Raw genomic sequence first — 24,389 nt, forward strand, 5'->3', positions numbered from 1 at the left:
TCGTCGACGAGCGCAAGCCAGACTTGGCTCCCGCCGCATGACATTCGTTCGGCCCGGGCCAGCGTGTCAACGCCGGCCCGGGCCGCCAAAATCGTGAATCGCCGCCTGCGCGGCCTCGTGCGATCAGCTCGCCGAATGCACCGTCGCCGGATCGGCGGCCGGCGCGCTCGACGGCAGCCCGAACGCCTCGCTCGCACCCGCATCGTCGAGCACGGCCGCGAAGATCGACAGCTGCGCGCTGTCGGGCATCGGCGCCTTCAGCGCGGCGACGATCAGCGAGGACAACCGCGCGATCATCTGCACGTCGTTCATCGTGCGGCCTTGCGAGAATTCGTCGATGAGGCTTTCGGTTTCGGCCCCGGCCAGCGCGCCGGACAGCGCACCGATCGCGAAGTGCAGCCGCCAGCCGAGCTCCGTGCGCGGCAGGTGCGGCAGCGCGCGCTGGAATGCGTCGAAGAAGCGGCCCGCGACGCTCGCGTAGTGCGCGGTCAGGAAGTTGCGCACGAACGGCGACGGGTCGGTGTACGCGCGGCCGATCAGCCGCAGGAACGCGGGGCCGCCGCGCTCGGGGTCCCGCGACGCCTTCAGCGCGGGAATGAACATCGCGCCGAGCACGTGTTCGCAGGTGATGTGTGCACCGAGCTGCGCATCGAAGCGGTCGAGGATGCCGAGACGTTCCTGGTTGAGCTGATCGAGCCGACGCGACAGCATCGCGTGGATCAACGCTTCCTTGCTGCCGAAGTGGTAGTTGACCGCGGCGAGGTTCACCGCCGCGCGCGACGTGATCTGCCGCATCGACATCGCTTCGAAGCCATGTTCGATGAACAGGTCCTCGGCCGCATCGAGAATGCGCGCCTTCGTCCCGCCGGTCTGCCGATTTCCGGATGACCGCGTCCCGGACGGCCGTCCCGCCGACGGTCGCCCCTCCTGACTGACTGCCATGTCCCGCCTCCCAATGCCGGTCGCCCGGCCGCGAACAGGTGATTTGATTATCTGATTCAAACAGCCGTTTTTATTAAGATAAAAAAACGCGGGCAGCGCGGGCAAGCGAGGAATCTGGACAAATTCCTCTAGTTCGATGTGCGAATGCGGAAAGTCTGTCGCGCGGCCCCGGCGGGATGGGGCGCGCGCGATGGTGCGATGCGGCAATGCGCAGGCTCAGCCGGCGGTGGTACGCGTATTGACCGATTGCGTCATGTCGATGCCGCGCCGTTCGCGGCTGAACAGGATCAGCACGGCGATCACGACGGCCACGATGCCGGCCACGAGCGCCAGCGCGAAACCGTAGTTGTTGCCCTGGGAAACCGCGAGCGACGCCTGCATCGTCGCGTTGCCGGACGCGAGCAGGTTGCCGAGCTGGTAGACGACGCCGGGGAACGTCGCGCGAATCTCGTCGGGCGAGATCTCGTTCAGGTGGACGGGGATCACGCCCCACGCACCCTGTACGGAGATCTGCATCAGGAACGCGCCGGCGGCGAGCGCGACCGGGCCGCTCGAGAACGCCCACAGCGGCAGCACCGGCAGCGCGATCAGCGCGGCGACGAAGATCGCGCGACGGCGGCCGATCTTCTCCGAGATCGCGCCGAACGACAGGCCGCCGACGATCGCGCCGATGTTCAGCACGATCGTGATCCACGACACGGTATGCGGATCGAAGTGATGCTGTTCGCGCAGGAAGGTGGGGTAGAGGTCCTGCGTGCCGTGCGAGAAGAAGTTGAACGCGGTCATCAGCACGATCGCGTAGATCGTGAGTTTCCAGTTCTGCTGGATCGTGGCCGCGAGACTCGGCCGCGGACGCTTTTCCATCTGCTTCCAGGCCGGCGATTCGGGCACGTGCGTGCGCACATACAGCACGAGCAGCGCGGGCAGCACGCCGACCATGAACATGCCGCGCCAGCCGATGTACTGGTAGAACAGGCCGAACACGACGGACGCGAGCAGGTAGCCGCTCGGATAGCCGGCCTGCAGCAAGCCCGACACGAAGCCGCGCGCGTGGGTCGGCACGGTTTCCATCGTCAGCGCGGAGCCGACGCCCCATTCACCGCCCATCGCGATGCCGAACAGCGCGCGCAGCGCCAGCAGCGCGGCGAGGCTCGGCGCGAAGCCCGACGCGAGTTCGAGCAGCGAATAGCACGCGATGTTGACCATCAGCGTCGGACGGCGGCCGAATCGGTCGGCGAGCCGGCCGAAGATCAGCGCGCCGATCGGGCGCATCGCAAGCGTGAGCGTCAGCGCAAACGCGACCGCGGGGATCGTCGACGCGAATTCGGCGGCGATGTCCTTCAGCACGAAGACCATCAGGAAAAAATCGAACGCGTCGAGTGTCCAGCCCAGGTAGGCGGCGATCGTGACGTTGCGTTGTTCGCGGGTCCAGCTCATGTCCGAGGTCTCCTCGTAGGCTTGCGCGCTCACGATCCGCCGGCGGATGCCGGCCCGGCTTGCGCGCGGTGCGGGGCCATGGATCGAGTGTAGGCCGCGGCACCGTACGATGTGGGGTGCGATAACCGCGAATCGGGAATAATCCCTATGAAATGGATTGTTGAGAAAACGGAAATGAGCGTGCGCGAGACAGGCGACAGGCATCTGTATCATTCCGGAAGGCTTTTTGTATCAGTCATGTAATGTGCGCGACGCGCATCGCCACCGAATCAGGAGTCCCGATGACCGAACCATCCGTTGCCGCGTTGCCCGTCCTGGAGACCGGGCGGCTGTGGCTGCGCCCGCGCGTGCTGGCCGATCTCGACGCGAGCATCGAGATGGATCGCGATCCCGATGTCACGCGCTACATCGCGGGCCCGTGGCACGACCCGGACGAACATCGCCGCTTCGTCACGCATCGGATCACGCGCGCGTATCCGCCGGGCCTCGGCTACTGGTCGATCTTCGAGAAGGCCGCGCCCGATGCGTTCATCGGATGGATCCTGCTGATTCCCGACTATGCGGGTGGCGCGCGCGACGTCGAGATCGGCTGGCGGCTCGTGCGTGCCGCGTGGGGGCGCGGCATCGCATGCGAGGCTGCCGCGGCCGTCGTGCGTCATGCGTTCGACACCGTGCGGCTGCCGCGCGTGATCGCCGATATCGCCGAGGCGAACAAGGGGTCGCTGAACGTCGCACGCAAGCTCGGGATGCGGCGCGTGAGCGTCGTTCACGACGGGATTCCTTACGTGCGCCACCGTCTCGAGCGCGACGACCTGCGTACATAGTGTTGCGTCCGGTTGTCAGAGACGGTCAAGCACATGCACATCGAAGCCGTGATGTATTAACGGCTCGTCAGATCAGGAGTATCGTTGCCGGAAATTCGTAACATGGGGTACGACCATGGCACTCGGCAACGACGTTCATCTCATTCCCGTCCAGCTCGACGCACTGCGTCCGACGCAAATGACGGTCGGCTATCGCGAAGTGAAAGCGAAGCGCAAGCACTGGAAGACGCTCGATAAGCGCGCGCGCAAAGCCGCGATCGAGTCGCACTGGTTTCCGGCCGTCCTCGGTCCGGGCGGGCTGCACTACATCACCGATCATCACCACCTCGGCCTCGCGCTGATCGAGGAAGGGGAGACGCGTGTGAACGCGATGCTGCTGAAGGATCTGTCCTGGCTCGACGACACGATCTTCTGGCGGATGATGGAACACAACCAGTGGGTGCATCCGTTCGGCGCGGACGGTTCGCGTCGCGACTACGCGCGTCTGCCGAAGGCGCTGACGGGGCTCGAGGACGATCCGTACCGGAGCCTTGCGGGCGAGCTGCGCACGGCCGGCGGCTACGCGAAGGATGCGACGCCGTTCAGCGAATTCCTGTGGGCCGACTACCTGCGCCAGCACGTGACGCTCGACCAGATCCGCAAGAACTTCTCGAAGGCGCTCGACCTCTCGCTGCGCCATGCGCACGAGCAGGACGCGCGCTATCTGCCCGGCTGGTCGGGCGTCATTGCCGTCAAGCCCTGATACGCGCCTGGTGCCTGCCACTTCATGACGACCGTCCCACCCCGTCCGGATGCCGGCCCGCAGCATCCCGAGCATTTCGCTGCACTCGATGCGGCAACGTCGCCGCCCATGCGGCGCATCGGCCTCGATGCGCTGGCCGGCGTATCGATCGCCGGGCTGCTGATTCCCGAGGCGGTCGCGTACGCGGGTCTCGCCAACCTGCCGCCGCAGGCCGGTCTCATCGCGCTCCTGTCGGGGCTCGTCGTCTATGCGCTGACCGGCAGCAGCCGCTTTGCGATCGTGTCGTCGACATCGTCGTCGGCGGCCGTGCTCGCCGCGACCGTGCTGGCCGAGTCCGGGATGGCGCTTGCCGCGCAGCTCGCGCTGGCGGCCGCGCTCGTCGCGATGACCGGCGTGCTGTTCATCCTGGCGGGCGCCGCGCGACTGGGCGGCATGTCGGATTTCGTTGCGCGTCCGGTCCTGCGCGGTTTCACGTTCGGCCTGGCGCTGACGATCGTCATCAAGCAGTTGCCGAAGATTCTCGCGATCTCCGTGCAGCACAGCGACGCGCCGCATGTCGCGCTCGAGCTCGTCACCGGCGCGCCGCACGCGAACCTCGCGAGCGTCGCGCTCGGCGCGACCGCGCTCGCATTGCTGTTCGTGCTCGGCCGGCGCTCGCGCGTGCCCGCGACACTGGTCGTGATCGTGCTGTCGATCGCGGCCGGGTATATGGTCGACTGGCAGCATTACGGGATCGCGATCGTCGGGCACATCGATTTCCGGCACATCGAATTCGGCCTGCCGCATCTCGACCGCAATGCATGGATGCAGACGGTCGAACTTGCTTTCGCGCTGATGCTGATCCTGTATGCGGAGTCGTACGGATCGATTCGCAACTTCGCGCTGAAGCATGGCGACAGCGTGTCGCCGAACCGCGACCTCGTCGCGCTCGGCTGCGCGAACCTCGTGTCGGGGCTGCTGCACGGGATGCCGGTCGGCGCCGGCTATTCGGCGACGTCCGCGAACGAGGCGGCCGGTGCACGGTCGCGTTTCGCGGGCTTGTGGGCAGCCGGCGTGGTCGCGCTGATCGTGTGGCTGCTGCTGCCGCAGCTTGCGCGCACGCCGGAGCCCGTGCTCGCGGCGATCGTGATCTTTGCGGTCAGCCACTCGCTGCATCCGACGGTGTTCCGGCCGTACTGGGTCTGGCATCGCGACCGGCTCGTCGTGATCGCCGCGTTGCTCGCGGTGCTCGTGCTCGGCGTGCTGCACGGCCTGCTCGCGGCCATCGGCGTGAGCCTGCTGCTGACGCTGCGTAAGTTGTCGGAGCCGAACGTGAGCGTGCTCGGCCGGTTGCGCGACGGGCACGACTTCGTCGACGTCGCGAATCATGCCGATGCGAAGCCGGTGCCCGGCGTGCTGATCGTGCGGCCCGAGGCGCAGCTGTTCTTCGCGAACGCGGACCGGATGCTCAATCGCGTGCGTGCGCTGATGAAGGCCGCGCCCGATACGCGTACCGTGCTGCTGAGTCTCGAGGAAACGCCGGACGTGGACGGCACGACGATCGAGTCGTTGCGTACGTTCGCGGCCGAATGCGCGGCCCGTGGGCTGCAGTTCGCGATCGTGCGGCTCAAGGAGCACGCGTTGCATGCGCTGCGCCGCGCGGCCGACGAGACGCTGCGCGACGACGCGATGTCCGAACTGAGTGTCGACGAGAGCCTGCAAGCGCTGCAGGCGCGAAGCAATGGCGGAAAGGGCGCGCAGGGCGGTGCGTGACGAACGCGCCGTCCAGCGCGTTCCGGTGCTGTCTAGTCCGATAGCGCGGCGTCGGCCGCTTCGGCAGCCACGGGATTTGCCATGACCTCTGCCACCTCGGCAGCCGTCGGCGCATACGCGCCCGCGTGCGCGCAGGCGACCGCCGCGCACGCTGCCGCGTAGCGCAGATGTTCGGCGGCCGATGCGCCGGGGCGCGTGAGCTGGCTGGCGAGCCAGCCACCGATGCTGGCGTCGCCGCAGCCGACGGTATCGGCGACCTCGGTCGCGAACGCCGGTTGGAACAGCGCGGAATCGCGATGCAGGAGTTGCATGCCGGCCGCGCCGCGCGTGACGAGCACGCTCGCATCGGGCGCCCACGCGCGCAATTGCGCGAGCGCGGCGGCTTCGTCGAGTTCGGGGAACAGGCCGCGCAGATCTTCGTCGGAAACCTTGATCCAGTCGGCGAGACTTGCCAGCCGGCGCAGTGTGGCGCGATACGACGGCGCGGCCATCGGCGCGCGATAGTTGGGATCGAACGAGATTCGTTTGCCGGCGGCGCGTGCCGCCTGCACGACGTCGATCAGGCGCGACGCAAGCGGCTCGCGCACGACGCCGAGCGAGCCGACGTGCACGATCTCGGCCGCGTCGAGCGCGCCGTCGGGCAAGTCGGCCGGATCGAACGCGAGGTCGGCGCTGTTTTCGCCGATGAAGAAATAGTCGGGTGGCTGCTTCGACACGACCATCGCGAGCAGCGGCGCACGATCGACCTGCCGGATGAAGCGCGGGTCGAGCCCGGCATCAGCGCTCCTGCGCATCAGTTCGTCGCCGAAGATGTCGCGGCTGACCGTGCCGGCGAAGGCGGTCGGCACGCCGAGCCGCGCGCCGACGCGCGCCACGTTCCAGCACGAGCCGCCGGCGACGCTGCGCCAGTGCTGCGCGTCGTCGCGGATGAAATCGGTCAGCGCTTCGCCGAATACGATCAGGCGGGGGAGCGTCGTCGTCATGTCGAAAACCTTGTGCCGCGGCGTGTCGCGCGGCGGTGCAGCGGTTGAGGTGAGCGGACGGGCAGGGCCGGGCGCCGCGCGCGGCGATACGGCGGCGTGGCCCGGCACCGCCCGGGATCGCGGGTGGCGTCGCGCGATCAGCGCGGGCTGCTCCAGCCCTTGTAGCCCTTCACGTTGTCGCGCGTGACGAGCGTCGGCTCGATCAGGATCATCGGGTTGGCCGGCTTCTGGCCGTTCATGATCCCGTAGCCGACGTTGACGGCCTGCTGCGCCATCGCCCACGGGTCCTGGCTCGACGACGCCTGCACGAGCGTGTTGGACTTCAGCGCCACCTCGATGTCCGGCGCACCGTCGACCGACGTGATCACGATGTTCGGGCGATTCAGCTGCTTCGCCGCGAGATCGCTGCCGATCGCCTGCGGGTCGTTGATCGTGAACACGCCGTCGAGCTTCGGAAAGCGCGTCAGGTAGCCTTGCATCGCGTTCATCCCGCCTTCGCGCGAGCCCTTGCCGTCCTGGTCGCTCGACAGCAGCTTGATGCCCGGGTTTTTCGCGAGCACGGCCTTGCAGCCGTTCACGCGATCGATCACGGCCGACACCTGCGGGCCGTTCTCGATGATCACGTTGCCCTTGCCGCTGAGCTTCTTCGCGAGGTAGTCGCACGCCAGCTCGCCGGCCTTCACGTTGTTGGTCTGCACGGTCGCGTTCGCGCCGGCTGCCGCGACGTCCACCGCGACGACCGTGATGCCGGCCGCCTGCGCCTTCTTCACCGCCGGCTCGATCGCCTTCGGATCGGTCGCGTTGAGCAGGATCATGTCGACGTGCGCGGAGATGAAGTTGTCGATCTGCGTGAACTGCTTGTTCAGGTCGTAATCGGCGGAAACCGCAGTGACCTTCGCATTCGGGTTGAGCTGTTTGGCGCGTGCTTCGGCGCCCTTCACGATCGTGACGAAGTACGGGTTGCCGAGCGACCCGACCGTGACGCCGATCGATTTCAGCGGCTTGTCGGCTGCGTGGGCGGCGGTGGCGCCGAAGGCGAGCGCGCAGGTGATGGCGGTCAGGGCGGCTTTGTGCTTGAACATGTCGTTGTGTCTCCGGAAGGTCCGTTGGCGGACGGGCGCAGGAGGACCTGCCTGCGCCCTGATGGTTGAATGGTGAGGAATGCGTGTCAGGTACGGGCCGAGTCGCGCTGGCGATAGCGATCGAGCGCGACGGCGCCGATGATCACGAGCCCCTTGATGATGTATTGCCAGATGTCGGACACGCCGAGCAGCACGAGACCGTTGGTCAGAACCGCGATGATCAGCGCACCGATCAGCGTGCCGACGATCGAGCCGACGCCGCCGACGAAGCTCGTGCCGCCGAGGATCACCGCGGCGATCGCATCGAGTTCGTACGACTGGCCGAGCTGCAGGCCGTTGGCCGCATAGAGCCGCGCGGCCGACATCACCGCGCCGAGACCCGCGAGCAGACCCGACGCGGCATACACGAACAGCTGGATCGCCCGCACGTTGATGCCCGACAGGCGCGCGGCTTCAGGGTTGCCGCCGACCGAATAGATCCGCATCCCGAGCACCGTGCGACGCAGGATGAACCACGACAGCGCGATCACCGCGCACGCGATCACGACGAGCCACGGCACGCCGAAGATCGTGCCGTTGCCGATGAACGCGAACGGCAGTTGCGGATTGAAGATAGTCGTGTCGTTGCCGATCAGGCGGGCGACCCCGCGCACGGCCGTCATCGCGCCGAGCGTGACGATGAACGGCGGCAGGCGCAGGAACGAGATCAGGCCGCCGTTGATCGCGCCGAACACGAGGCCGACCGCGAGCGCGATCGGCACGCCGAGCCAGCCCCAGCCGGGGATGGTCGACGCGAGCAGCGCGGCGACGGCCGATGCGGCGAGCACCGAGCCGACCGACAGGTCGATGCCGCCCGTCAGGATCACGAAGGTCATGCCGGCGGCGAGCACGATGTTGATCGAGGCCTGCTGCGTGACGATCGACAGGTTCTGCAGCGTGAAGAAGCCGTCGGTCAGGAATCCGAAGCCGATGCACAGAACCAGCAGCACCGGCAGCATGCCGGCGGTGCGCATCAGCGATTGCATGCGCGCGCGATGATCGGCGCCGCGCATCAGCGGCGTACGGTTGGCCACCGGATGGGCCGTCGCGGAAGCGAGGTTCCGCTGCTTGGTCGGGTTGATCATGTCGGTACCTGGACGTAAGAGGGAGATGAAGGGGCCGTGGTCAGTGCGCGTCGGCGAGTTCGGCCTGCGAGCCGGTGGCGAGCGCGATGATCGCTTCCTGCGTGATGGGCGTGTGCATGTGGCCGCCGAGTTGGCCGGCGATCTCGCCTTCGCGCATCACGAGCACGCGATCGGCGACGCCGATGATTTCCGGCAGCTCGCTCGAGATCACGATCACGCCGACGCCCGCACGGGCCAGTTCGTTGATGATCCGGTAGATCTCGGATTTCGCGCCGATGTCGACGCCGCGCGTCGGTTCGTCGAGGATCAGCACGCGCGGCTTCGTCTCGAGCAGGCGCGACAGCAGCACTTTCTGCTGGTTGCCGCCCGACAGCGCGCCGACGTTCACGTTCGCGTTCGGCACGCGGATCGACAGCGAGGCGATCGCATCGCGCGCGCGTTCGGCGCCGCGTGCGAGATCGAGCGCGCCGAGCCGTGCGTCGCGGTTGCACACGGAGATGTTGATGTTGTCGCGCACGCTCATGTCCAGGAACAGGCCCTGGCGCTTGCGGTCCTCCGTCAGGTAGACGAGGCCCGCGTCGATCGCGTCGCGCGGCGAATGCGCGCCGAACGTCCGATCGCCCAGCTTCACGTCGCCGCGCGTGCGCGGTTCCGCGCCGAAGATCAGCCGCGCGAGCTCGGTGCGGCCCGCGCCGACGAGCCCGGCGATGCCGAGCACCTCGCCCGCATGCAGGTCGAGGCTGCAGCCGCGCACGCGGTCGCCGTCGGCGATGTCGCGTACCGACAGCAGCAGGTGGCCGGGGTCGTACGGCGCATGTTCCTTCTTGTAGAAGCCGGAGATGTCGCGGCCCACCATCATCGCGACGAGCCGCTCGGCCGACAGCGATTCGCGCTCGAGCGTGCCGACGTACGCTCCGTCGCGCAGCACCGACACGCGGTCGGACAATTCATAGATCTCGGCCATCCGGTGGCTGATGTAGATGATCGCGAGACCTTCCTCGCGCAACTGGCGGATCAGGCCGAACAGGTGCTCGGTCTCGCGCGACGACAGCGGTGTCGTCGGTTCGTCCATCACGAGGATGCGTGCGCGGGTGTGCACGGCGCGCGCGATTTCGACGAGTTGCTGCTCGGCGATCGACAGCGTGCCGACGAGCGTGTCGGGCCCGAACGGGGCGCCGAGACGCGTGAGCACGTCCTGGCAGCCGCGCGCCATCGCCGCGCGGTCGATGGTGCCCCAGCGCCGGTTGCCGCGCCGCAGTTCGCGGCCGACGTAGATGTTTTCCGCCACCGTCAGGTTCGGCGCGAGGCACAGCTCCTGGTAGATCACCGCGACGCCTGCATCGCGCGCGGCAAGCGGGCCGTCGACGTCGATGCGCTCGCCGTCGATCAGGATTTCGCCGCCGGCGTCGGCGCGGTACGCACCCGACAGGATCTTCATCAGCGTCGATTTGCCCGCGCCGTTCTCGCCCATCAGCGAGTGGATCTCGCCCGGATAGACGGTCAGGCTGACGTTGTCGAGCGCGCGCACGGCCGGGAACGTCTTGCTGATCCGGCGCATCTCGAGCAGCGGCCGGGGCGACTCAGAACGCGACATGGTTGACCTCCTGCGATTCGGTGCGGGCGCCCTTGAGGATGCCGGCCCGCGGGGAGAAGTTGAAGAACATCGGCAGCGTTGCGGCGCCGATCGCGCCGGCGTCGGCGCCGAACGTGCCGCGCACGAGCGTTGGCGTGCCGCGCGCTTCCGGCGCGGTGGCGACGAGCGCCGCGCGCAGGCGGGTCGTCAGCGCATCGAGCAGGCCGGCGTCGGTATCGGCATCGAGCACGACCACCGGCGCATCGACGACGCACAGCACCGCGCGCAACGCCGGGGCGAGTGCGTCGACGCAGTCGTCGATCCATTCGTCGACCGCCGGCAGGCCGCGCGCGATGCAGGCCTCGAGATCGGCGCGGTTCTCGACCGTCTCGCCGTGATGGCGCAGGTGGCGCACCAGCGCATGCAGCGATGCGCGGGCGAGCAGGATGTCCCACGGGCCGCGCGGCGGCGGCGCGGAGGCCAGCCGGCTCGGCGGAACGGGAATCACGGCGATGTCGCCGGCATTGCCGGTCACGCCGCGCAGGCAGTCGCCGTCGATCGCGATGCCGCCGCCGATCGCCGGACCGATGAACAGGTAGACGAAGTCGTCGCACTGCCGGCCGTACCCGTAGAACAGTTCGGCGATCGCGGCCGCGTTGCCGTCGTTTTCGCCGAACACGGGCAGCGACAGCGTGCGCCCGAGGTCGCTCGCGAAGTCGACGTCTTCCCATGCGCGGAACGTGTCGGGCGCGAGGCCGAGCTCGCGCATCCATGCGCCGAGGTTGTACGGTTGCGCGACGCCGACGCCCGCCAGGCGCGCGCGCTCATGCGCGGGAAGCAGATCCTGCATCGCATCGATGTCGCGTCGCACGATGTCGAGCACGTCGGCGGGCGGGGGGAGCAGCGTGTCGTGGGAGCGGCGGCCGAGCACGTCGCCCGCGAAATTGACGAGCGCCGTCTCGATGCGCATCCGGTCGAGATGAACGCCGATGCCGAACGCGCCGCGCGGATCGAGGCGGATTAGCGATGCCGGCTGGCCGCGCTGGCCTTCGGTGCGGCCGGCGAACGCAATCAGCTTCGCATCGGCGAGCGACGCGATGATGCTGCCGACCGCCGTGCCCGTCATGTTCGCGAGACGGGCGAGATCGGCCTTCGATGCGCTACCCGCACGGCGCAGCGTCTTCAACAGCAGGCGCTCGTTGTAACGGCGCACGTTGGCCGAGTTGCTTCCCTGGCCGATGTGCGGGCTTCTCATGGCGTCTCCTTCCATGGGCGCGTCGGTTGCGACGCATTAAATAAATCACGTTGATTTATTTAACCGCGTGAGCGGCGGCGTGTCAGCCTAGGGAAATCCCGGTTTTGCCTCTGGGGTGGGGATGGATGCTGGTGGGCAAGGCTGGGGGCGAATCACGGGTGGCGAAGTGATTGTCCCCGCGCACGAGGGCTGGCGTGGAGTCGGCACTCGGTGCGAGTGGCGGGCTGGGGTAAGTTGCGCTGCCGCGGTGAATGCGCAAGCGCGCCCGCAGGGATCCTGGAGCCGGAAATAAAAAAAGGCCGGCATAAAGCCGACCTTTTCAAAAAACAGATGGTGCCCAGGAGAGGACTCGAACCTCCACGATGTTGCCACCGCTAGGACCTGAACCTAGTGCGTCTACCAATTCCGCCACCTGGGCACGTTTCGCTTTGCTGCATCGCGAAAGACCGCAATTATAGCGTGACTGAAGGGCGTGTCAACAGATTTTTGCGCGATCGTTTGGACCGGTGAGAAAAAGGGCGCGCCTGATTCGACGCGTCTGAAGACATTGACCGGTCGATGCCGGTGCGAGGAATTACTGCGGGAAAGGATCGAGCGAATTTCCTGAATGCGCCTTCACGTCTGTCGCCGGAGAAATTATTGTCGACGGCATTCTGTCGTGCGCGCTGCCCCGCGGCTGCAGGATGCGATCGCAACGATCGCCCGTGTGCATCGCGCAACGCCGACACGCAATGGCGCGTGCGGCACCCGTGGGTGAAGTCGCTTGTATCGCGACTTTTTATGTTACCGTAACGGTAACGTTTATTGCGGAACGGTCCGCGTCAAGGAGTTCGTCATGTCTGAAATTGCAGTGGTTTTTCACAGCGGCTACGGCCACGCAGCCGTTATTGCGGACGCAGTTGCTCGCGGCGTCGAGAAAGTCGACGGCGCGTCGGTCAAGTTGATCCCCGTCGACGCGATCGACGAACACTGGGAGTACCTGGAGCGCGATGCGAAGGCGATCATCTTTGGCTCGCCGACGTACATGGGCAGTGCGTCCGCTCAGTTCAAGGGCTTCATGGATGCATCGTCGAAGCATTGGGGCAAGTGGCGTGACAAGCTGGCGGCCGGTTTCACGGTGTCGGCTTCGCAAAGCGGCGACAAGCTCTCGACGCTGCAGCAACTGGCGGTTTTCGCTGCCCAGCATCAGATGCTGTGGGTCAGCCTCGGCCTGATGCCCGGCAACAACAGCAGTGCGGGTTCGGTCAACGATCTGAATCGGCTCGGGTCGTTCCTCGGTGCGATGGCGCAGGCAAATGCGGACGAGGGCGGCGATGCGATTCTCGAGAGCGATCGCAAGACGGCGGAAGTGCTGGGCGAGCGTGTCGCGATTGCCGCGAAACGCTGGAACGGCGCCTGACGTCGACAGCCGGGCGGGTCTTGATGGGTCGTCCGTTTCTGGAAAGCGGAGGGGGTGCTTGGTAACGCGGGCGGTGCCCCCCGAGCCTGAAAAAGAAAAAGGCCGGCTAAAAGCCGGCCTTTCTTAAATAAGTGGTGCCCAGGAGAGGACTCGAACCTCCACGGTGTTGCCACCGCTAGGACCTGAACCTAGTGCGTCTACCAATTCCGCCACCTGGGCACGTTTCGCTTACTGCGATGCGAAGACCGCTATTCTAGCGTGTATTGAAAGCCTGTCAATACAATTTATGCGACGGCCATAAAAATTTCGCGTGTCGCATGTTCGGGGCGTCACGCGCGGATCGGATTCGCACGCGTTGCCGCGAAATTCCTGCGCAGCGCGTCAGCTGTGTCGACGCAGGTATGCAGCAAACCTGCTGCGCGAAACGTATCGGCGATCTTCTGCTGCTTACCGACGTTCTGAGGGACTACGGAATCCTCACGGCGGGATTCGCATCGACCGATGCGCAGCGTGTATGGCGAATTCTCGGCGTGCGCCGGGATGCCGGCGGCCGGCATCGCGCGTGCGAACGTGCGGCGGGTGCATCGACGTCATGGATCGCGTTCCTCGCTGGATTCGTTGAAAGCAAGACGGCTAACGTAGTACCAACGGGGAGGGCAATCGATCACCGATCAATTCTGCTATCGATCGGCGTGACGGGCATATGGCGTGGCCAGCGCGCGTAATGCGGGGCTTGAAATGAAAAAAGGCCGGCATAAAGCCGACCTTTTCAAAAACAGATGGTGCCCAGGAGAGGACTCGAACCTCCACGATGTTGCCACCGCTAGGACCTGAACCTAGTGCGTCTACCAATTCCGCCACCTGGGCACGTTTTGCAGTAGCTGCTTGCTGCAAAGAAGGAAAATTATAGCGCCCCAATTAATTGTGTCAACACTTTTTTGCGATGCACCGCAAACCGGCCGCTGCGGCGCCCGCACGCGGCATTCGCGTCATTTGGCGGCACAGGCGGGTGATAGAATGATCCGCCGCCGTCACTATAGAACTGTCTGACGGACACTTCTATGTTGATGCCGTGCACCATCAGTCAACGCAACGAGAACAATCATCGACAAACCCTTGAGCAAATATCCGTACCCCATTCCGAGCCGTGAAGAAATTCTCGGCGTGCTGCGTACGAGCGACGCGCCGCTGGCAGCCAACGACATCGCCGAAGCGTTGTCGATCAAGCGCCAGGAGCGCGAAGGGTTCTTCCGGCGTGTCGCCGCGATGGAACGCGACGGCCAGATCCGCCTCGACAAGCGCGGCCACTATCAGCTTACCCATCCGTCGAATTTCGTCGCCGGCCGCGTGCAGGGACATCGCGACGGCTACGGGTTCGTGATCCGCGACGACGGCCAGGACGACCTGTTCCTGCCGAACGGCGAAATGCAGAAGGTCATGCACAACGACCGCGTGCTCGCGCGAATCGTCGGCTACGATCGCCGCGGCCGCCCGGAAGGCCATGTCGTCGAAGTCACCGAGCGCGCGAACAAGCGCGTGATCGGCCGCCTGCTCAACGAGAACGGCGCGCTGATCGTCGCACCCGAAGACAAGCGCATCGGCCACGACATCCTGATCACGCAGAACGTGAAGAAGGCAAAGGTCGGGCAGGTCGTCGTCGTCGAATTGACCGATTTCCCGAGCCGCCATTCGCAACCGCTCGGCCGTGTCGTCGAAGTGCTCGGCGACATCGACGATCCGGGCATGGAAATCGAGATCGCGGTGCGCAAGTACGGCGTGCCGCATGAGTTCAGCCAGCCGGCGCTCGATGAAGCCGCCGCGCTGCCCGACAAGGTGCGGCCGGCCGACCTGCGGTTCCGCGTCGATCTGCGCGACGTGCCGCTCGTGACGATCGACGGCGAGGACGCCCGCGACTTCGACGATGCCGTCTACTGCGAGCCGACCAAGGTCGGTCGCGGCGACGGCTACCGCCTGATCGTCGCGATCGCCGACGTGTCGCACTACGTGCAGCCGGGCAACGGCCTCGATGCCGACGCACTGGAACGCAGCACGTCGGTCTATTTCCCGCGCCGCGTGATCCCGATGCTGCCGGAGAAGCTGTCGAACGGGCTGTGCTCGCTGAATCCGCAGGTCGACCGCTGCGTGCTCGCGTGCGACATGGTGATTACGGCGCGCGGCGAGATCAAGGCGTATCAGTTCTACCCGGCCGTGATCCATTCGGCGGCGCGCTTGACGTACACCGAAGTCGCCGCCGTGCTGTCGAACACGAAGGGGCCGGAGGCCGCGCGCCGCGCGGACCTGCTGCCGCACCTGCAGGATCTGTACGGCGTCTACAAGGCGCTGTTCGCCGCCCGCCAGAAGCGCGGCGCGATCGACTTCGACACGACCGAGACGTACATCGTCTGCAACTCGCAGGGCAAGATCGAACAGATCGTGCCGCGTCAGCGCAACGATGCGCACAAGCTGATCGAGGAATGCATGCTGGCCGCGAACGTCTGCGCGGCCGACTTCCTGAAGCGCAACAAGCACCCGGGCCTGTATCGCGTGCACGCAGGCCCGACGCCGGAGAAGCTCGAGAACCTGCGCGCGTTCCTGCGCGGCATGGGCCTGTCGCTCGGCGGCGGCGAAAAGCCGCATGCGAGCGACTACGCCGCGCTGATGGCGCAGATCCGCGACCGGCCCGACGCGCAGATGCTGCAGCCGATGCTGCTGCGCTCGATGCAGCAGGCCGTCTACAGTCCGGACAACATTGGTCACTTCGGTCTCGCGTATGAGGCGTACGCGCACTTCACGAGTCCGATCCGCCGCTATCCCGACCTGCTCACGCACCGCGCGATCTACTCGATCCTGTCGGGCAAGAAGTACGTGCCGAAGGCACCGGAAGGCTTTGAGCTGAACACCGCGCTGTCGCCGCGCGCCCGCGCGATGCAGCAGGCCGACGACGAAGCACGCGGCCGTTCGCGATCGAACACCGCGATCTGGGAAGAACTCGGCCTGCACTGCTCGGCGAACGAGCGGCGTGCCGACGAAGCGTCGCGCGACGTCGAGGCCTGGCTCAAGTGCTACTTCATGCGCGACAAGCTCGGCGAGGAGTACGGCGGGATGGTGAACGGCGTCACGTCGTTCGGCATCTTCGTGCAGCTCGATACGCTGTTCATCGAAGGGCTCGTGCACGTCACGGAACTCGGCTCGGATTACTTCCAGTACGACGAGATCAAGAACGAGCTGCGCGGCGAGCGTACGGGCATCCGCTATCGCCTCTCCGATCGTGTGCGCGTGCAGGTGAGCCGCGTCGATCTCGACGCGCGCAAGATCGATTTCCGCCTCGTGCGCGACACGCCGGTGAAGGCGCCGCGTACGGTACCGGCACCGGCTGTCGCCGGTAACGGTAACGATCGCGGCGGCCCGCGCGTGCGCTCGTTGCCGCCGGTGGAGGAAGCCGCGCCGCGTCGCAAGAAGGCGGCGAGCGCGCCGACCGTCGCGGTGAAGGAGGCGCGTGCCGCGCGTGCCGCGAAGAAGAAGGGCGGCGTGGCGGCGAAGACGGCCGCGAAGAAGGTACACGCCCGCAAGAAGTATTGAGCGTTCGGGGCGGTGCATGCACACGCCCCTGCAGTATCGAGAGACGCCGCGTTCTACCGGTCACCGGCCGGCAACGCGGCGCTTTCCTTTTCCATGGATCGCGGCTGCGCCCATCGCGCGGCCGCACGTTTGATCGAAGGTTGTTCCAGTCATGTCACGTCTGAAGGTTCTTTACGGTTTTCATGCGGTGACCGCACGTTTGCGGCACGATGCGTCGACGGTTGCGGAGGTGCTGTACGACCAGACGCGTCGCGACCGCCGCATGCAGGACTTCCTGCACACCGCGAAGGAAGCGGGCGTGCGGCTGATCGCAGCCGACGAAACCCGCCTGTGGGGCCTCGCGCATACCGAGCGCCACCAGGGCGTCGTCGCGCGCGTCGAGGACGTTCCGCTCGCGCAGAACCTGTCCGAGCTGCTCGACGGCATCCAGGGCCCGGCGCTGCTGCTGGTGCTCGACGGCGTCACCGATCCGCACAACCTCGGCGCATGCCTGCGCGTCGCCGATTCGGCCGGCGCGCATGCGGTGATCGCGCCGCGTGACCGCGCGGTCGGCCTGAATGCGACCGCGGCGAAGGTCGCGAGCGGCGCGGCCGACACGGTGCCGTACATCACGGTGACGAACCTCGCCCGTGCGCTGCGCGAGCTGAAGGAGGCAGGCGTGTGGATCATCGGCACGTCGGACGAGGCGCCGGGGACGCTGTACGACACGAAGCTCGACGGCCCTGTCGCCATCGTCATGGGTGCGGAGGGCGAAGGCATGCGCCGGCTCACGCGCGACACCTGCGACGAAGTGATGAGCATCCCGATGGCCGGCAGCGTCGAAAGCCTGAACGTGTCGGTGGCGAGCGGTGTGTGCCTGTACGAAGCGGTGCGGCAGCGGCGCGTGAAGGGCTGACACGGGCTGACGCACGCGGCCTCGCGCGATGCGCGGGCCGTCACGACCCGAACGACGCGTGCCGCGATTGCGCGCGGCACGCGGCTCCCGGAACTCGCGGACCATGACCCTGTTTCGCATCGGCGCATCGTGCGCCATCCTCGGCCTGCTGGCCGCCTGCACATCGCCGTCGCTGGTCGGGCGCGGCACCTACTACGCCGATACGAGCCTGCAAGCGCGCGGCGCCGATTCGCGGATCCGCTTTCTCGTGATGCATTACACCGAAAGCGACGAAGCGAAATCGCTGCGCACGCTGACGGGCGACTCGGTCAGCGCGCACTATGTCGTGCCGCCGCAACCACGCATCGAACACGGGATGCCGGTCGTCTACCAGCTCGTTCCCGAATCGAAACGCGCTTGGCATGCGGGTATCAGCGAATGGCAGGGCACGACCGAGCTCAACGCGGCGTCGATCGGCATCGAGAACGTGAATCGCGGCCCGCTCGATCCGCAAAACCGCACGTGGCAGCCGTATCCGCCCGAACAGGTCGATGCGCTGATCCGCCTGTCGAAGGACATCGTCGCGCGCTACGGAATTCCGCCGACGCGCGTGGTCGGGCACAGCGACATCGCGCCACAACGCAAGATCGATCCGGGGTCGCTGTTCCCGTGGCATGCGCTCGCGCAAGCCGGCGTCGGCGCGTGGCCCGACGATGCGACCGTGGCCGCGCGGCTGGGCGGCCGCGATCCGCACGCGCTCGTCGACGTGCGGGAATTGCAGCTGAAGCTTGCACGCTACGGCTACGACGTGCCGACCGACGGCGTGCTCGACGCGCGCACGCAACGTGTATTCGCGGCGTTTCAGATGCATTTCCGGCCATCCGACTATGCGGGCAACCCGGACGCCGGGACCGATGCGATCGCGCAAGCGTTGCTCGACAAGTATTTTCCCGGCACGCCGCCGGCCGAGGACGGAGCCGCAACCGGCGCGCCCTGACGATCGATCGGCGCGCGAGGCGCCGCAATACGCGCCGAAAAAGCCCGGGTCGTCATCCGAGTCCGGTAAACTGCCGGTTTTCCGCAATCCCGCTGTATTCCCACCCCATGACTCAAGACGAACTCAAACGCCTGGTCGGCCAGGCAGCCGCCGATTATGTGATCCAGAACGTGCCGGAAGGCGCCGTGATCGGCGTCGGCACCGGCTCGACCGCGAACTGCTTCATCGACGCGCTCGCGGCCGTCAAATCGCGCTACCGCGGCGCCGTGTCGAGCTCCATCGCGACGACCGAACGCCTCAAGTCCCACGGCATCAAGGTGTTCGACCTGAACGAGGTCGAATCGCTGCAGGTGTACGTCGACGGTGCCGATGAGATCGACGCAAGCGGCGCGATGATCAAGGGCGGCGGCGGTGCGCTGACGCGCGAGAAGATCGTCGCGTCGGTGGCCGATACGTTCGTCTGCATCGCGGATGGCAGCAAGCGCGTGCCGGTGCTCGGCGCATTCCCGCTGCCGATCGAAGTCGTGCCGATGGCGCGCACGGCGATCGGCCGGCGCCTGACCGCGCTGGGCGGCGTGCCGGTGCTGCGCGTGACGAAGGACGGCACGCCGTACATCACCGACAACGGCAACGAAATCATCGACGTGAAGGGGCTGCAGATCGTCGATCCGCGCGGTTTCGAAGCGCAGGTGAACGCATGGCCGGGCGTCGTGACGGTTGGCCTGTTCGCCGAGCGCGGCGCGAATCTGTGTCTGCTCGGCACGGCAAACGGCGTTGAGACGATCGTTTATCCCGATTAATCGAAACTGAATGAGAAGCAGTCCGTAATGGCGTCAGGATGCCGTAATGGATTGCATGTTTAAATTCGACCGAAAGCCCGGCCCGGCAAGCGCAGCGCGCTTCCCGGGCTTTTTTTGAAGCCTTATAAATCACCACGTCAAAAAGAGGGATAACCCTGTCAGGTGTTTACCAGATAGCGAAATATCCCCGAACTCATCAACTTATAGATCATAAGAACAGTCGTAACCAGGGCCGGCGGAACTGCGGAGCAGGTGTTCGCAAATCGACGCACGGGGAGGTGTCATGGAGCAGGGCAAAGACCGGTCACTGGTCGCCAAAGTGATGGATGGGCTTGTCGCGGGTATCGTCGAGGACAAGTACGGCGGCATTTTGCCGCCGCAGGACGTGCTGTCGAAAGAGTTCGACGTGAGCCGTACGGTGATGCGCGAAGCATTGTCGATGTTGCTTGCGCGCGACATGCTCGACGTGCGTCCGAAAGTCGGTACGCGCGTTCGACCGATGCGCGACTGGCGCATGATCGATGAAGACGTGGTGAGCTGGCGGTTTCGTGCGAAGCCGGATCCGCAGTTCATGCGCGACGTCATCGAATTCCGGATGCTGATCGAACCGCGCGCGACCGCGCAGGCGGCCGTTCGTGCGACGGCGGTCGACATCGCGGGCATTCGCGAGGCATTCGAAGCGTTCAAGGTGTTGCAACCGGGCGACCCCGGATACGACACGGCGGACGAGCTGCTGCACACGCGGATCGTTCAGGCGAGCGGCAACCAGTTCTTCCAGCAGATGGCGGCCATCGTGCGCGGTGCGGTGCGTCTCGTGAATCCGCGCGTCGCGCAGAAGGACGGTGCGCACGACGTCGCGGTGAAGGCGCATGCGCGCGTCGTCGACGCGATCGAACGCCGCGATCCGCGCGAAGCCGAAGCGGCATCGCTGGCGCTGATCGATTTCAGCGCCGACGAGATTTCGCGCGATTTCTCCGTCGACGTGCCCGTGCGAGCCTGAATCGGCGCGCGTCGCTTATCCGTGCGCCGGCGAGCCGTTTATCATGACGGCCGGCCGGCAGCGTGCCGGCCCCCGTCATACGACCGACACGGAAGATCCGGATGAACGACCTCGACAACCGCCCGGTGCGCTTCGGCATCGTCGGCGCAGGCAGCATCGCACGCCGATTCGCGCAAAGCCTCGCTCACGTGCCGGGCGCCACGCTCGCCGGCGTATGGGCACGCCGCGCCGACGCGGCAACCGCCTTCAGCGACAGCTGCGGCGGCACGCCTGCCGCCAGCCTCGACGCGCTCCTCGCGAGCGACATCGACGCGATCTATATCGCGACGCTCCACGACAGTCACGCGCACTACGCGCAAGCGGCGCTCGCCGCCGGCAAGGCCGTGCTGTGCGAAAAGCCCGCGACGTTGAACGCGACGCAACTCGACGCCGTGCTGGATGCGGCACGCGCTGCCGGACGGCTCTTCATGGAAGCGATGAAGCCACCGTTCTTTCCGCTGTATCGTCAGTTGCGCGCGCACCTGCACGACGACCCGATCGGCGAAATCCGGCTCGTGCGCGCGGGCTGCGCATCGTCGTCGGTGCCGGACGATCATTCTGTCTATCGACTCGACCGCGCCGGCGGCGCGCTGCTCGACATCGGGATCTACGAAGCGTTTCTCGCGGTCGACTGGCTCGGCGCCGCAGTCGACGTGCAGACGCTTGGCCGCATCGGTGCGACGGGTGTCGACGTGTTCGCGAGCCTGAACAGCCGTCACGCGAACGGCGGCATCGCGCAGCTCTTTTGCGGGCTCGACGTGATGGGACGCGGTGACGCGCTGATCGCCGCCGCAGGCGGGCACGTGACGATTCACGAGAAGTGGTGGAACCCCGCACGGGCGACGATCCGCTATGCGGACGGCCGCACGGTCGAACTCGACGCACCGGTCGACGGCGGTGGCCTGAACTACGAGACCGAGCATTTCTGCGACTTGTTGCGCGCGGGCGAACTCGAGAGCCCGATCATGACGCACGACCACTCGCGCCGGATGATCGCGATGACCGACGCGGCACGTGCGGCACTCGGCGTGCGCTATTCGGGCGAGTAGGCGGGAAGGAAGGGAAGGCGGGAGCCGGGCGCGCGATCGCGGCCCGGCGAGAGATTCCGTGCTCAGTGCCGCGCGGGCAGCGACAGGCGCTTTTCGTACCAGCGCTGGACCCATTCGAGGATCTGGCACAGCACCCAGTAGACAGCGGCGGCGGCCAGGTACAGCGGCAGCGGCTGGTAGGTCGCCGCGATCACTTCCTGCGCGCTGCGCAGCAGTTCGGTCACGGTGATCACCGACACGAGCGACGTGTCCTTGATCAGGCTGATCAGGCTGTTCGACAGGCTCGGCACCGCAATGCGCAATGCCTGCGGTCCGATCACGTAGCGCAGCGTCTGCCCCCAAGACAGCCCGAGGCTGTATGCGGCCAGCCATTGGCCGCGGGCAATCCCGTTGATCGCGCCGCGCATGCTTTCCGACATGTAGGCGGCGACGTTCGCCGACAGCGCGATCACGCCGGCGGGCGTCGGATCGAGCGAGATGCCGAGGCTCGGCAGCCCGTAATAGATGACGAAGATCTGCACGAGCAGCGGCGTGCCGCGCATCAGGCTCACGTATGCGCGTGCGAGCCACGCGAGTGCGTTGACCCAGATGCGTTCGAAGCCTTCGAGCGCCTCGCTTTGCCGGATGCTCATCATCGCGAGCACGACGGCGCCGAGCAGGCCGAACACCATCGACAGCACGGCGAACTTGACGGTCAGCACGGCACCCTGGGCGAGCACTGGCAGCGATTGGACGAGCAGGGACGTTGTCGACATGGAATACGAAGCGAATGCGTGCGCGAAAGCGCAATCATAAACCGGACCGATAAAACAAAGGGCGGCATCGTTTCGGATGCCGCCCTTTCCGGCCCGCCGTCAGGCGGGAAACAGAGGCATGCTTACTTGATCGGCTTGGTCACGTCGATGCCGAACCACTTGTCCGAGATCTTCGTGAACGTGCCGTCGGCTGCGAGTTGCGTCATCGCGTCGTCGATCGCCTTCTGGAACTTCGGGTTGCCCTTCTTGAACGGGATGCCCGACGGGTTCGCCGAGCCGACGTTTGCGCCCGGGCGCAGCGGCAGCTGCGAGTTCTTCGTCAGGTACGCGAGCATCAGGCGGTCGTTCAGCGCTGCGTCGAGACGGCCGGCCGCGAGGTCGCGCAGGTACTCGGGCGCGCCCGGGTACGTCTTCACGTCGACGCCGGGCACCGACTTCGCCATGTCCATGTAGTTCGTGCCGAGCGCGACGCCGAGCTTCTTGCCCTTCAGGTCCTCGAGCGACTTGAACTCGCGCGTGTCGTCCTTGCGCTGGATCAGCTGCGCGGACGAATACGTGTATGCGGGCGAGAAGTCGAGCGTTTCCTTGCGCTTGTCGGTGATGCCGACCTGGTTGGCGATCACGTCGAATTTGCCGGCCTGCAGGCCCGCGATGATGCCGCTCCATTCGGTCGTGACGAACTCGGCCTTCACGCCGAGCTTCGCGGCGACGGCCTTCGCGATGTCGACGTCGAAGCCGACGAGTTCGCCTTGCGGGTTCTTCGAGTTGAACGGCGGGAACGTACCTTCGAGGCCGACGCGCAGCGTGCCGCGTTGCTTCACCTGGTCGAGGAGGTCGGCCGCATGCGCGGTGGCGGCAGCGAACGACGTACCGATCAGGCCGGCGACCAGCAGCTTCTTCAGCAGCGAAATTTTCATCGTGTGGGCTTCCTTGCCCCAGCGGGGCGCTTGATTCTGAATGTGAGGCCGATCATAGCAAAAATACAATCGTCCGCTAAATATCGTTTGTTTATGGCTATATTACGCGGCGCGATCGCGTGCGATCGCCTTCACGCATTCGGCGACGAGCGCGGGGCCGCGATAGATGAAGCCCGTGTACAGCTGGACGAGCGACGCGCCGGCCGCGAGCTTCGCGCGTGCGTCCTCGCCCGAGAAGATGCCGCCGACGCCGATGATCGGCACCGCGCTGCCGACTTCGGCATGCAGCTTGCGGATCACTTCGTTCGATGCGTCGAACACCGGGCGGCCGGACAGGCCGCCGGCCTCGTCGGCGTGCGGCAGGCCCTGCACGGCTGCGCGCGACAACGTCGTGTTGGTGGCGATGACCGCTTCGATCTTGTGGCGCAGCAGCGTGTCGGCGATTTCCTTGACCTGCTCGTCGTCGAGATCGGGCGCGATCTTCAGCGCGAGCGGCACGAGCTTGCCGTGCAGGTCGGCGAGGCGCTGCTGCTTGTCCTTCAGCGCGGCGAGCAGCGCATCGAGCTCGCCCGCGCCCTGCAACTGGCGCAGGTTCTTCGTGTTCGGCGACGAAATATTGATCGTCACGTAGCTCGCGAACGGATACACACGCTCGAGGCAGTAGAGATAGTCTTCCGCCGCGCGTTCGATCGGCGTGTCGGCATTCTTGCCGATGTTCAGGCCGAGGATGCCGCGATAGCGGGCCGCCTGGACGTTCTTCACGAACTGGTCGACGCCGTGGTTGTTGAAGCCCATCCGGTTGATCAGCGCTTCCGCCTGCGGCAGACGGAACATCCGCGGGCGCGGGTTGCCCGGCTGCGGCCGCGGCGTGACCGTGCCGACCTCGATGAAGCCGAAGCCGAGCGCCGCGAGGCCGTCGATGGCCGCGCCGTCCTTGTCGAGGCCGGCGGCGAGGCCGACCGGATTGCGGAACGTGAGCCCCATCACGGTGCGCGGCGCATCGGGCACGCGGGACGACAGCGCGCAGGCGAGGCCCGTACGGCCGGCCGCGCCGAGCGCGCGCAGCGTGAGGTGGTGAGCGTCTTCCGCATCCATCTTGAACAGGGATGCGCGGGCCAGCGGATAGAGGGAACTGAACACGGGAATTGGGCGGACAGCCGGAATGAATGACAACCCGCTATTTTACCGGGAGTTGCGCGGCACGGGCGGGCTTCGCTTCGTAGCGGCCCGCGGCGACGGTTGCCGCGCCGCGCGCCAGCCGCTTCA

The 24,389-nt window shown here is 66.4% G+C and carries 21 protein-coding genes, 3 tRNA genes and 1 pseudogene; 11 read left to right on the forward strand and 14 right to left on the reverse strand.

Annotated elements, in window-relative coordinates:
- Positions 1-123: 123 nt before the first annotated feature.
- Positions 124-942, reverse strand: coding sequence for a TetR/AcrR family transcriptional regulator (locus HWX25_RS09085; protein ID WP_059532963.1), 819 nt, complete (start codon positions 940-942; stop codon positions 124-126).
- A gap of 216 nt (positions 943-1,158) precedes the next feature.
- Positions 1,159-2,379: an MFS transporter gene (locus tag HWX25_RS09090; RefSeq protein ID WP_175908278.1), complete on the reverse strand. Its 1,221-nt coding sequence runs from the start codon at positions 2,377-2,379 to the stop codon at positions 1,159-1,161.
- A 281-nt stretch (positions 2,380-2,660) separates the two neighbouring features.
- Between HWX25_RS09090 and HWX25_RS09095 the strand changes: the two genes are divergently transcribed.
- The 3 genes from HWX25_RS09095 (at position 2,661) to HWX25_RS09105 (ending at position 5,697) form a co-directional block, all read left to right on the forward strand.
- Positions 2,661-3,203: a GNAT family N-acetyltransferase gene (locus HWX25_RS09095; RefSeq protein WP_175908279.1), complete on the forward strand. Its 543-nt coding sequence runs from the start codon at positions 2,661-2,663 to the stop codon at positions 3,201-3,203.
- 115 nt (positions 3,204-3,318) lie between these two features.
- Complete coding sequence (locus tag HWX25_RS09100) at positions 3,319-3,945, forward strand: ParB-like protein (RefSeq protein WP_059818096.1); 627 nt, start codon at positions 3,319-3,321, stop codon at positions 3,943-3,945.
- Positions 3,946-3,969: 24 nt separating this feature from the next.
- The gene (locus tag HWX25_RS09105) at positions 3,970-5,697 is read left to right on the forward strand and encodes a SulP family inorganic anion transporter (protein WP_175908281.1); all 1,728 of its coding nucleotides are present in this window, start codon (positions 3,970-3,972) and stop codon (positions 5,695-5,697) included.
- Positions 5,698-5,729: 32 nt separating this feature from the next.
- On the opposite strand, the gene HWX25_RS09110 is transcribed toward HWX25_RS09105, so the two are convergent.
- The 6 genes from HWX25_RS09110 to HWX25_RS09135 all read right to left on the reverse strand — a co-directional run bounded on the left by HWX25_RS09110 (position 5,730) and on the right by HWX25_RS09135 (position 12,132).
- Positions 5,730-6,680 carry a carbohydrate kinase gene (locus tag HWX25_RS09110; protein ID WP_175908284.1) on the reverse strand — a complete coding sequence of 317 codons (951 nt, stop codon included), beginning with the start codon at positions 6,678-6,680 and terminating at the stop codon, positions 5,730-5,732.
- 137 nt (positions 6,681-6,817) lie between these two features.
- On the reverse strand, positions 6,818-7,762 hold the full coding sequence (locus tag HWX25_RS09115) for an ABC transporter substrate-binding protein (protein WP_175908285.1): 945 nt from the start codon (positions 7,760-7,762) through the stop codon (positions 6,818-6,820).
- Positions 7,763-7,848: 86 nt separating this feature from the next.
- Positions 7,849-8,886 carry a ribose ABC transporter permease gene (locus tag HWX25_RS09120; RefSeq protein WP_175908287.1) on the reverse strand — a complete coding sequence of 346 codons (1,038 nt, stop codon included), beginning with the start codon at positions 8,884-8,886 and terminating at the stop codon, positions 7,849-7,851.
- A gap of 40 nt (positions 8,887-8,926) precedes the next feature.
- Entirely contained in the window at positions 8,927-10,480 is a 1,554-nt protein-coding gene (locus HWX25_RS09125; RefSeq protein WP_059818103.1) for a sugar ABC transporter ATP-binding protein, read from the reverse strand.
- Entirely contained in the window at positions 10,467-11,714 is a 1,248-nt protein-coding gene (locus tag HWX25_RS09130; protein WP_059818284.1) for an ROK family protein, read from the reverse strand. Before HWX25_RS09130 ends, HWX25_RS09125 begins: the two co-directional genes overlap by 14 nt.
- 331 nt (positions 11,715-12,045) lie before the next feature.
- Positions 12,046-12,132: transfer RNA gene (locus HWX25_RS09135), tRNA-Leu, on the reverse strand.
- A 417-nt stretch (positions 12,133-12,549) separates the two neighbouring features.
- On the opposite strand from HWX25_RS09135, the gene HWX25_RS09140 reads away from it, so the two are divergent.
- Positions 12,550-13,113, forward strand: a complete 564-nt coding sequence (locus HWX25_RS09140) for a flavodoxin family protein (RefSeq protein WP_059532936.1) — start codon at positions 12,550-12,552, stop codon at positions 13,111-13,113.
- A 132-nt stretch (positions 13,114-13,245) separates the two neighbouring features.
- On the opposite strand, the gene HWX25_RS09145 is transcribed toward HWX25_RS09140, so the two are convergent.
- Positions 13,246-13,332, reverse strand: a tRNA-Leu gene (locus tag HWX25_RS09145).
- 110 nt (positions 13,333-13,442) lie between these two features.
- Positions 13,443-13,583, reverse strand: a pseudogene (locus HWX25_RS33890) (aliphatic sulfonate ABC transporter substrate-binding protein); the annotation flags it as partial.
- On the opposite strand from HWX25_RS33890, the gene HWX25_RS09150 reads away from it, so the two are divergent.
- Positions 13,515-13,838, forward strand: coding sequence for a hypothetical protein (locus HWX25_RS09150; RefSeq protein ID WP_175908289.1), 324 nt, complete (start codon positions 13,515-13,517; stop codon positions 13,836-13,838). The pseudogene HWX25_RS33890 and the gene HWX25_RS09150 sit on opposite strands and share 69 nt — an antisense overlap.
- Positions 13,839-13,893: 55 nt before the next feature.
- Here HWX25_RS09150 and HWX25_RS09155 read toward each other — a convergent pair.
- Positions 13,894-13,980, reverse strand: a tRNA-Leu gene (locus HWX25_RS09155).
- A gap of 249 nt (positions 13,981-14,229) precedes the next feature.
- Here HWX25_RS09155 and rnr point away from each other — a divergent pair.
- The 6 genes from rnr (at position 14,230) to HWX25_RS09185 (ending at position 21,451) form a co-directional block, all read left to right on the forward strand.
- Positions 14,230-16,692, forward strand: a complete 2,463-nt coding sequence (rnr, locus tag HWX25_RS09160; protein WP_059691787.1) for a ribonuclease R — start codon at positions 14,230-14,232, stop codon at positions 16,690-16,692.
- Positions 16,693-16,843: 151 nt separating this feature from the next.
- Entirely contained in the window at positions 16,844-17,587 is a 744-nt protein-coding gene (gene rlmB, locus HWX25_RS09165) for a 23S rRNA (guanosine(2251)-2'-O)-methyltransferase RlmB (protein ID WP_059818106.1), read from the forward strand.
- A 103-nt stretch (positions 17,588-17,690) separates the two neighbouring features.
- On the forward strand, positions 17,691-18,563 hold the full coding sequence (locus tag HWX25_RS09170) for an N-acetylmuramoyl-L-alanine amidase (RefSeq protein ID WP_175908291.1): 873 nt from the start codon (positions 17,691-17,693) through the stop codon (positions 18,561-18,563).
- 107 nt (positions 18,564-18,670) lie between these two features.
- Complete coding sequence (gene rpiA / locus HWX25_RS09175) at positions 18,671-19,363, forward strand: ribose-5-phosphate isomerase RpiA (protein ID WP_175908293.1); 693 nt, start codon at positions 18,671-18,673, stop codon at positions 19,361-19,363.
- A gap of 283 nt (positions 19,364-19,646) precedes the next feature.
- A complete protein-coding gene (locus tag HWX25_RS09180) occupies positions 19,647-20,363 on the forward strand; it encodes a FadR/GntR family transcriptional regulator (protein ID WP_059691784.1) in 717 nt (238 codons plus the stop codon).
- A gap of 101 nt (positions 20,364-20,464) precedes the next feature.
- Entirely contained in the window at positions 20,465-21,451 is a 987-nt protein-coding gene (locus HWX25_RS09185) for a Gfo/Idh/MocA family oxidoreductase (RefSeq protein WP_175908294.1), read from the forward strand.
- A gap of 62 nt (positions 21,452-21,513) precedes the next feature.
- Here HWX25_RS09185 and HWX25_RS09190 read toward each other — a convergent pair whose 3' ends face one another.
- The 3 genes from HWX25_RS09190 to HWX25_RS09200 form a co-directional block, all read right to left on the reverse strand.
- Complete coding sequence (locus tag HWX25_RS09190; RefSeq protein ID WP_175908295.1) at positions 21,514-22,206, reverse strand: amino acid ABC transporter permease; 693 nt, start codon at positions 22,204-22,206, stop codon at positions 21,514-21,516.
- 122 nt (positions 22,207-22,328) lie between these two features.
- A complete protein-coding gene (locus tag HWX25_RS09195; protein ID WP_059691782.1) occupies positions 22,329-23,123 on the reverse strand; it encodes a cystine ABC transporter substrate-binding protein in 795 nt (264 codons plus the stop codon).
- Between the two features lie 102 nt (positions 23,124-23,225).
- Complete coding sequence (locus HWX25_RS09200) at positions 23,226-24,263, reverse strand: quinone-dependent dihydroorotate dehydrogenase (protein ID WP_059532916.1); 1,038 nt, start codon at positions 24,261-24,263, stop codon at positions 23,226-23,228.
- Between the last annotated feature and the right edge of the window lie 126 nt (positions 24,264-24,389).

This window comes from Burkholderia sp. BCC1640 (genome assembly GCF_902833125.1).
Classification (GTDB): domain Bacteria; phylum Pseudomonadota; class Gammaproteobacteria; order Burkholderiales; family Burkholderiaceae; genus Burkholderia; species Burkholderia diffusa.

Excerpts from the sequence above, each read along its gene's own strand:
- HWX25_RS09085 (WP_059532963.1), bottom strand. The coding sequence starts at position 942 with ATGGCAGTCAGTCAGGAGGGGCGACCGTCGGCGGGACGGCCGTCCGGG.
- HWX25_RS09090 (WP_175908278.1), bottom strand. The coding sequence starts at position 2,379 with ATGAGCTGGACCCGCGAACAACGCAACGTCACGATCGCCGCCTACCTG.
- HWX25_RS09095 (WP_175908279.1), top strand. The coding sequence starts at position 2,661 with ATGACCGAACCATCCGTTGCCGCGTTGCCCGTCCTGGAGACCGGGCGG.
- HWX25_RS09100 (WP_059818096.1), top strand. The coding sequence starts at position 3,319 with ATGGCACTCGGCAACGACGTTCATCTCATTCCCGTCCAGCTCGACGCA.
- HWX25_RS09105 (WP_175908281.1), top strand. The coding sequence starts at position 3,970 with ATGACGACCGTCCCACCCCGTCCGGATGCCGGCCCGCAGCATCCCGAG.
- HWX25_RS09110 (WP_175908284.1), bottom strand. The coding sequence starts at position 6,680 with ATGACGACGACGCTCCCCCGCCTGATCGTATTCGGCGAAGCGCTGACC.
- HWX25_RS09115 (WP_175908285.1), bottom strand. The coding sequence starts at position 7,762 with ATGTTCAAGCACAAAGCCGCCCTGACCGCCATCACCTGCGCGCTCGCC.
- HWX25_RS09120 (WP_175908287.1), bottom strand. The coding sequence starts at position 8,886 with ATGATCAACCCGACCAAGCAGCGGAACCTCGCTTCCGCGACGGCCCAT.
- HWX25_RS09125 (WP_059818103.1), bottom strand. The coding sequence starts at position 10,480 with ATGTCGCGTTCTGAGTCGCCCCGGCCGCTGCTCGAGATGCGCCGGATC.
- HWX25_RS09130 (WP_059818284.1), bottom strand. The coding sequence starts at position 11,714 with ATGAGAAGCCCGCACATCGGCCAGGGAAGCAACTCGGCCAACGTGCGC.
- HWX25_RS09140 (WP_059532936.1), top strand. The coding sequence starts at position 12,550 with ATGTCTGAAATTGCAGTGGTTTTTCACAGCGGCTACGGCCACGCAGCC.
- HWX25_RS09150 (WP_175908289.1), top strand. The coding sequence starts at position 13,515 with ATGCAGCAAACCTGCTGCGCGAAACGTATCGGCGATCTTCTGCTGCTT.
- rlmB (WP_059818106.1), top strand. The coding sequence starts at position 16,844 with ATGTCACGTCTGAAGGTTCTTTACGGTTTTCATGCGGTGACCGCACGT.
- HWX25_RS09170 (WP_175908291.1), top strand. The coding sequence starts at position 17,691 with ATGACCCTGTTTCGCATCGGCGCATCGTGCGCCATCCTCGGCCTGCTG.
- rpiA (WP_175908293.1), top strand. The coding sequence starts at position 18,671 with ATGACTCAAGACGAACTCAAACGCCTGGTCGGCCAGGCAGCCGCCGAT.
- HWX25_RS09180 (WP_059691784.1), top strand. The coding sequence starts at position 19,647 with ATGGAGCAGGGCAAAGACCGGTCACTGGTCGCCAAAGTGATGGATGGG.
- HWX25_RS09185 (WP_175908294.1), top strand. The coding sequence starts at position 20,465 with ATGAACGACCTCGACAACCGCCCGGTGCGCTTCGGCATCGTCGGCGCA.
- HWX25_RS09190 (WP_175908295.1), bottom strand. The coding sequence starts at position 22,206 with ATGTCGACAACGTCCCTGCTCGTCCAATCGCTGCCAGTGCTCGCCCAG.
- HWX25_RS09195 (WP_059691782.1), bottom strand. The coding sequence starts at position 23,123 with ATGAAAATTTCGCTGCTGAAGAAGCTGCTGGTCGCCGGCCTGATCGGT.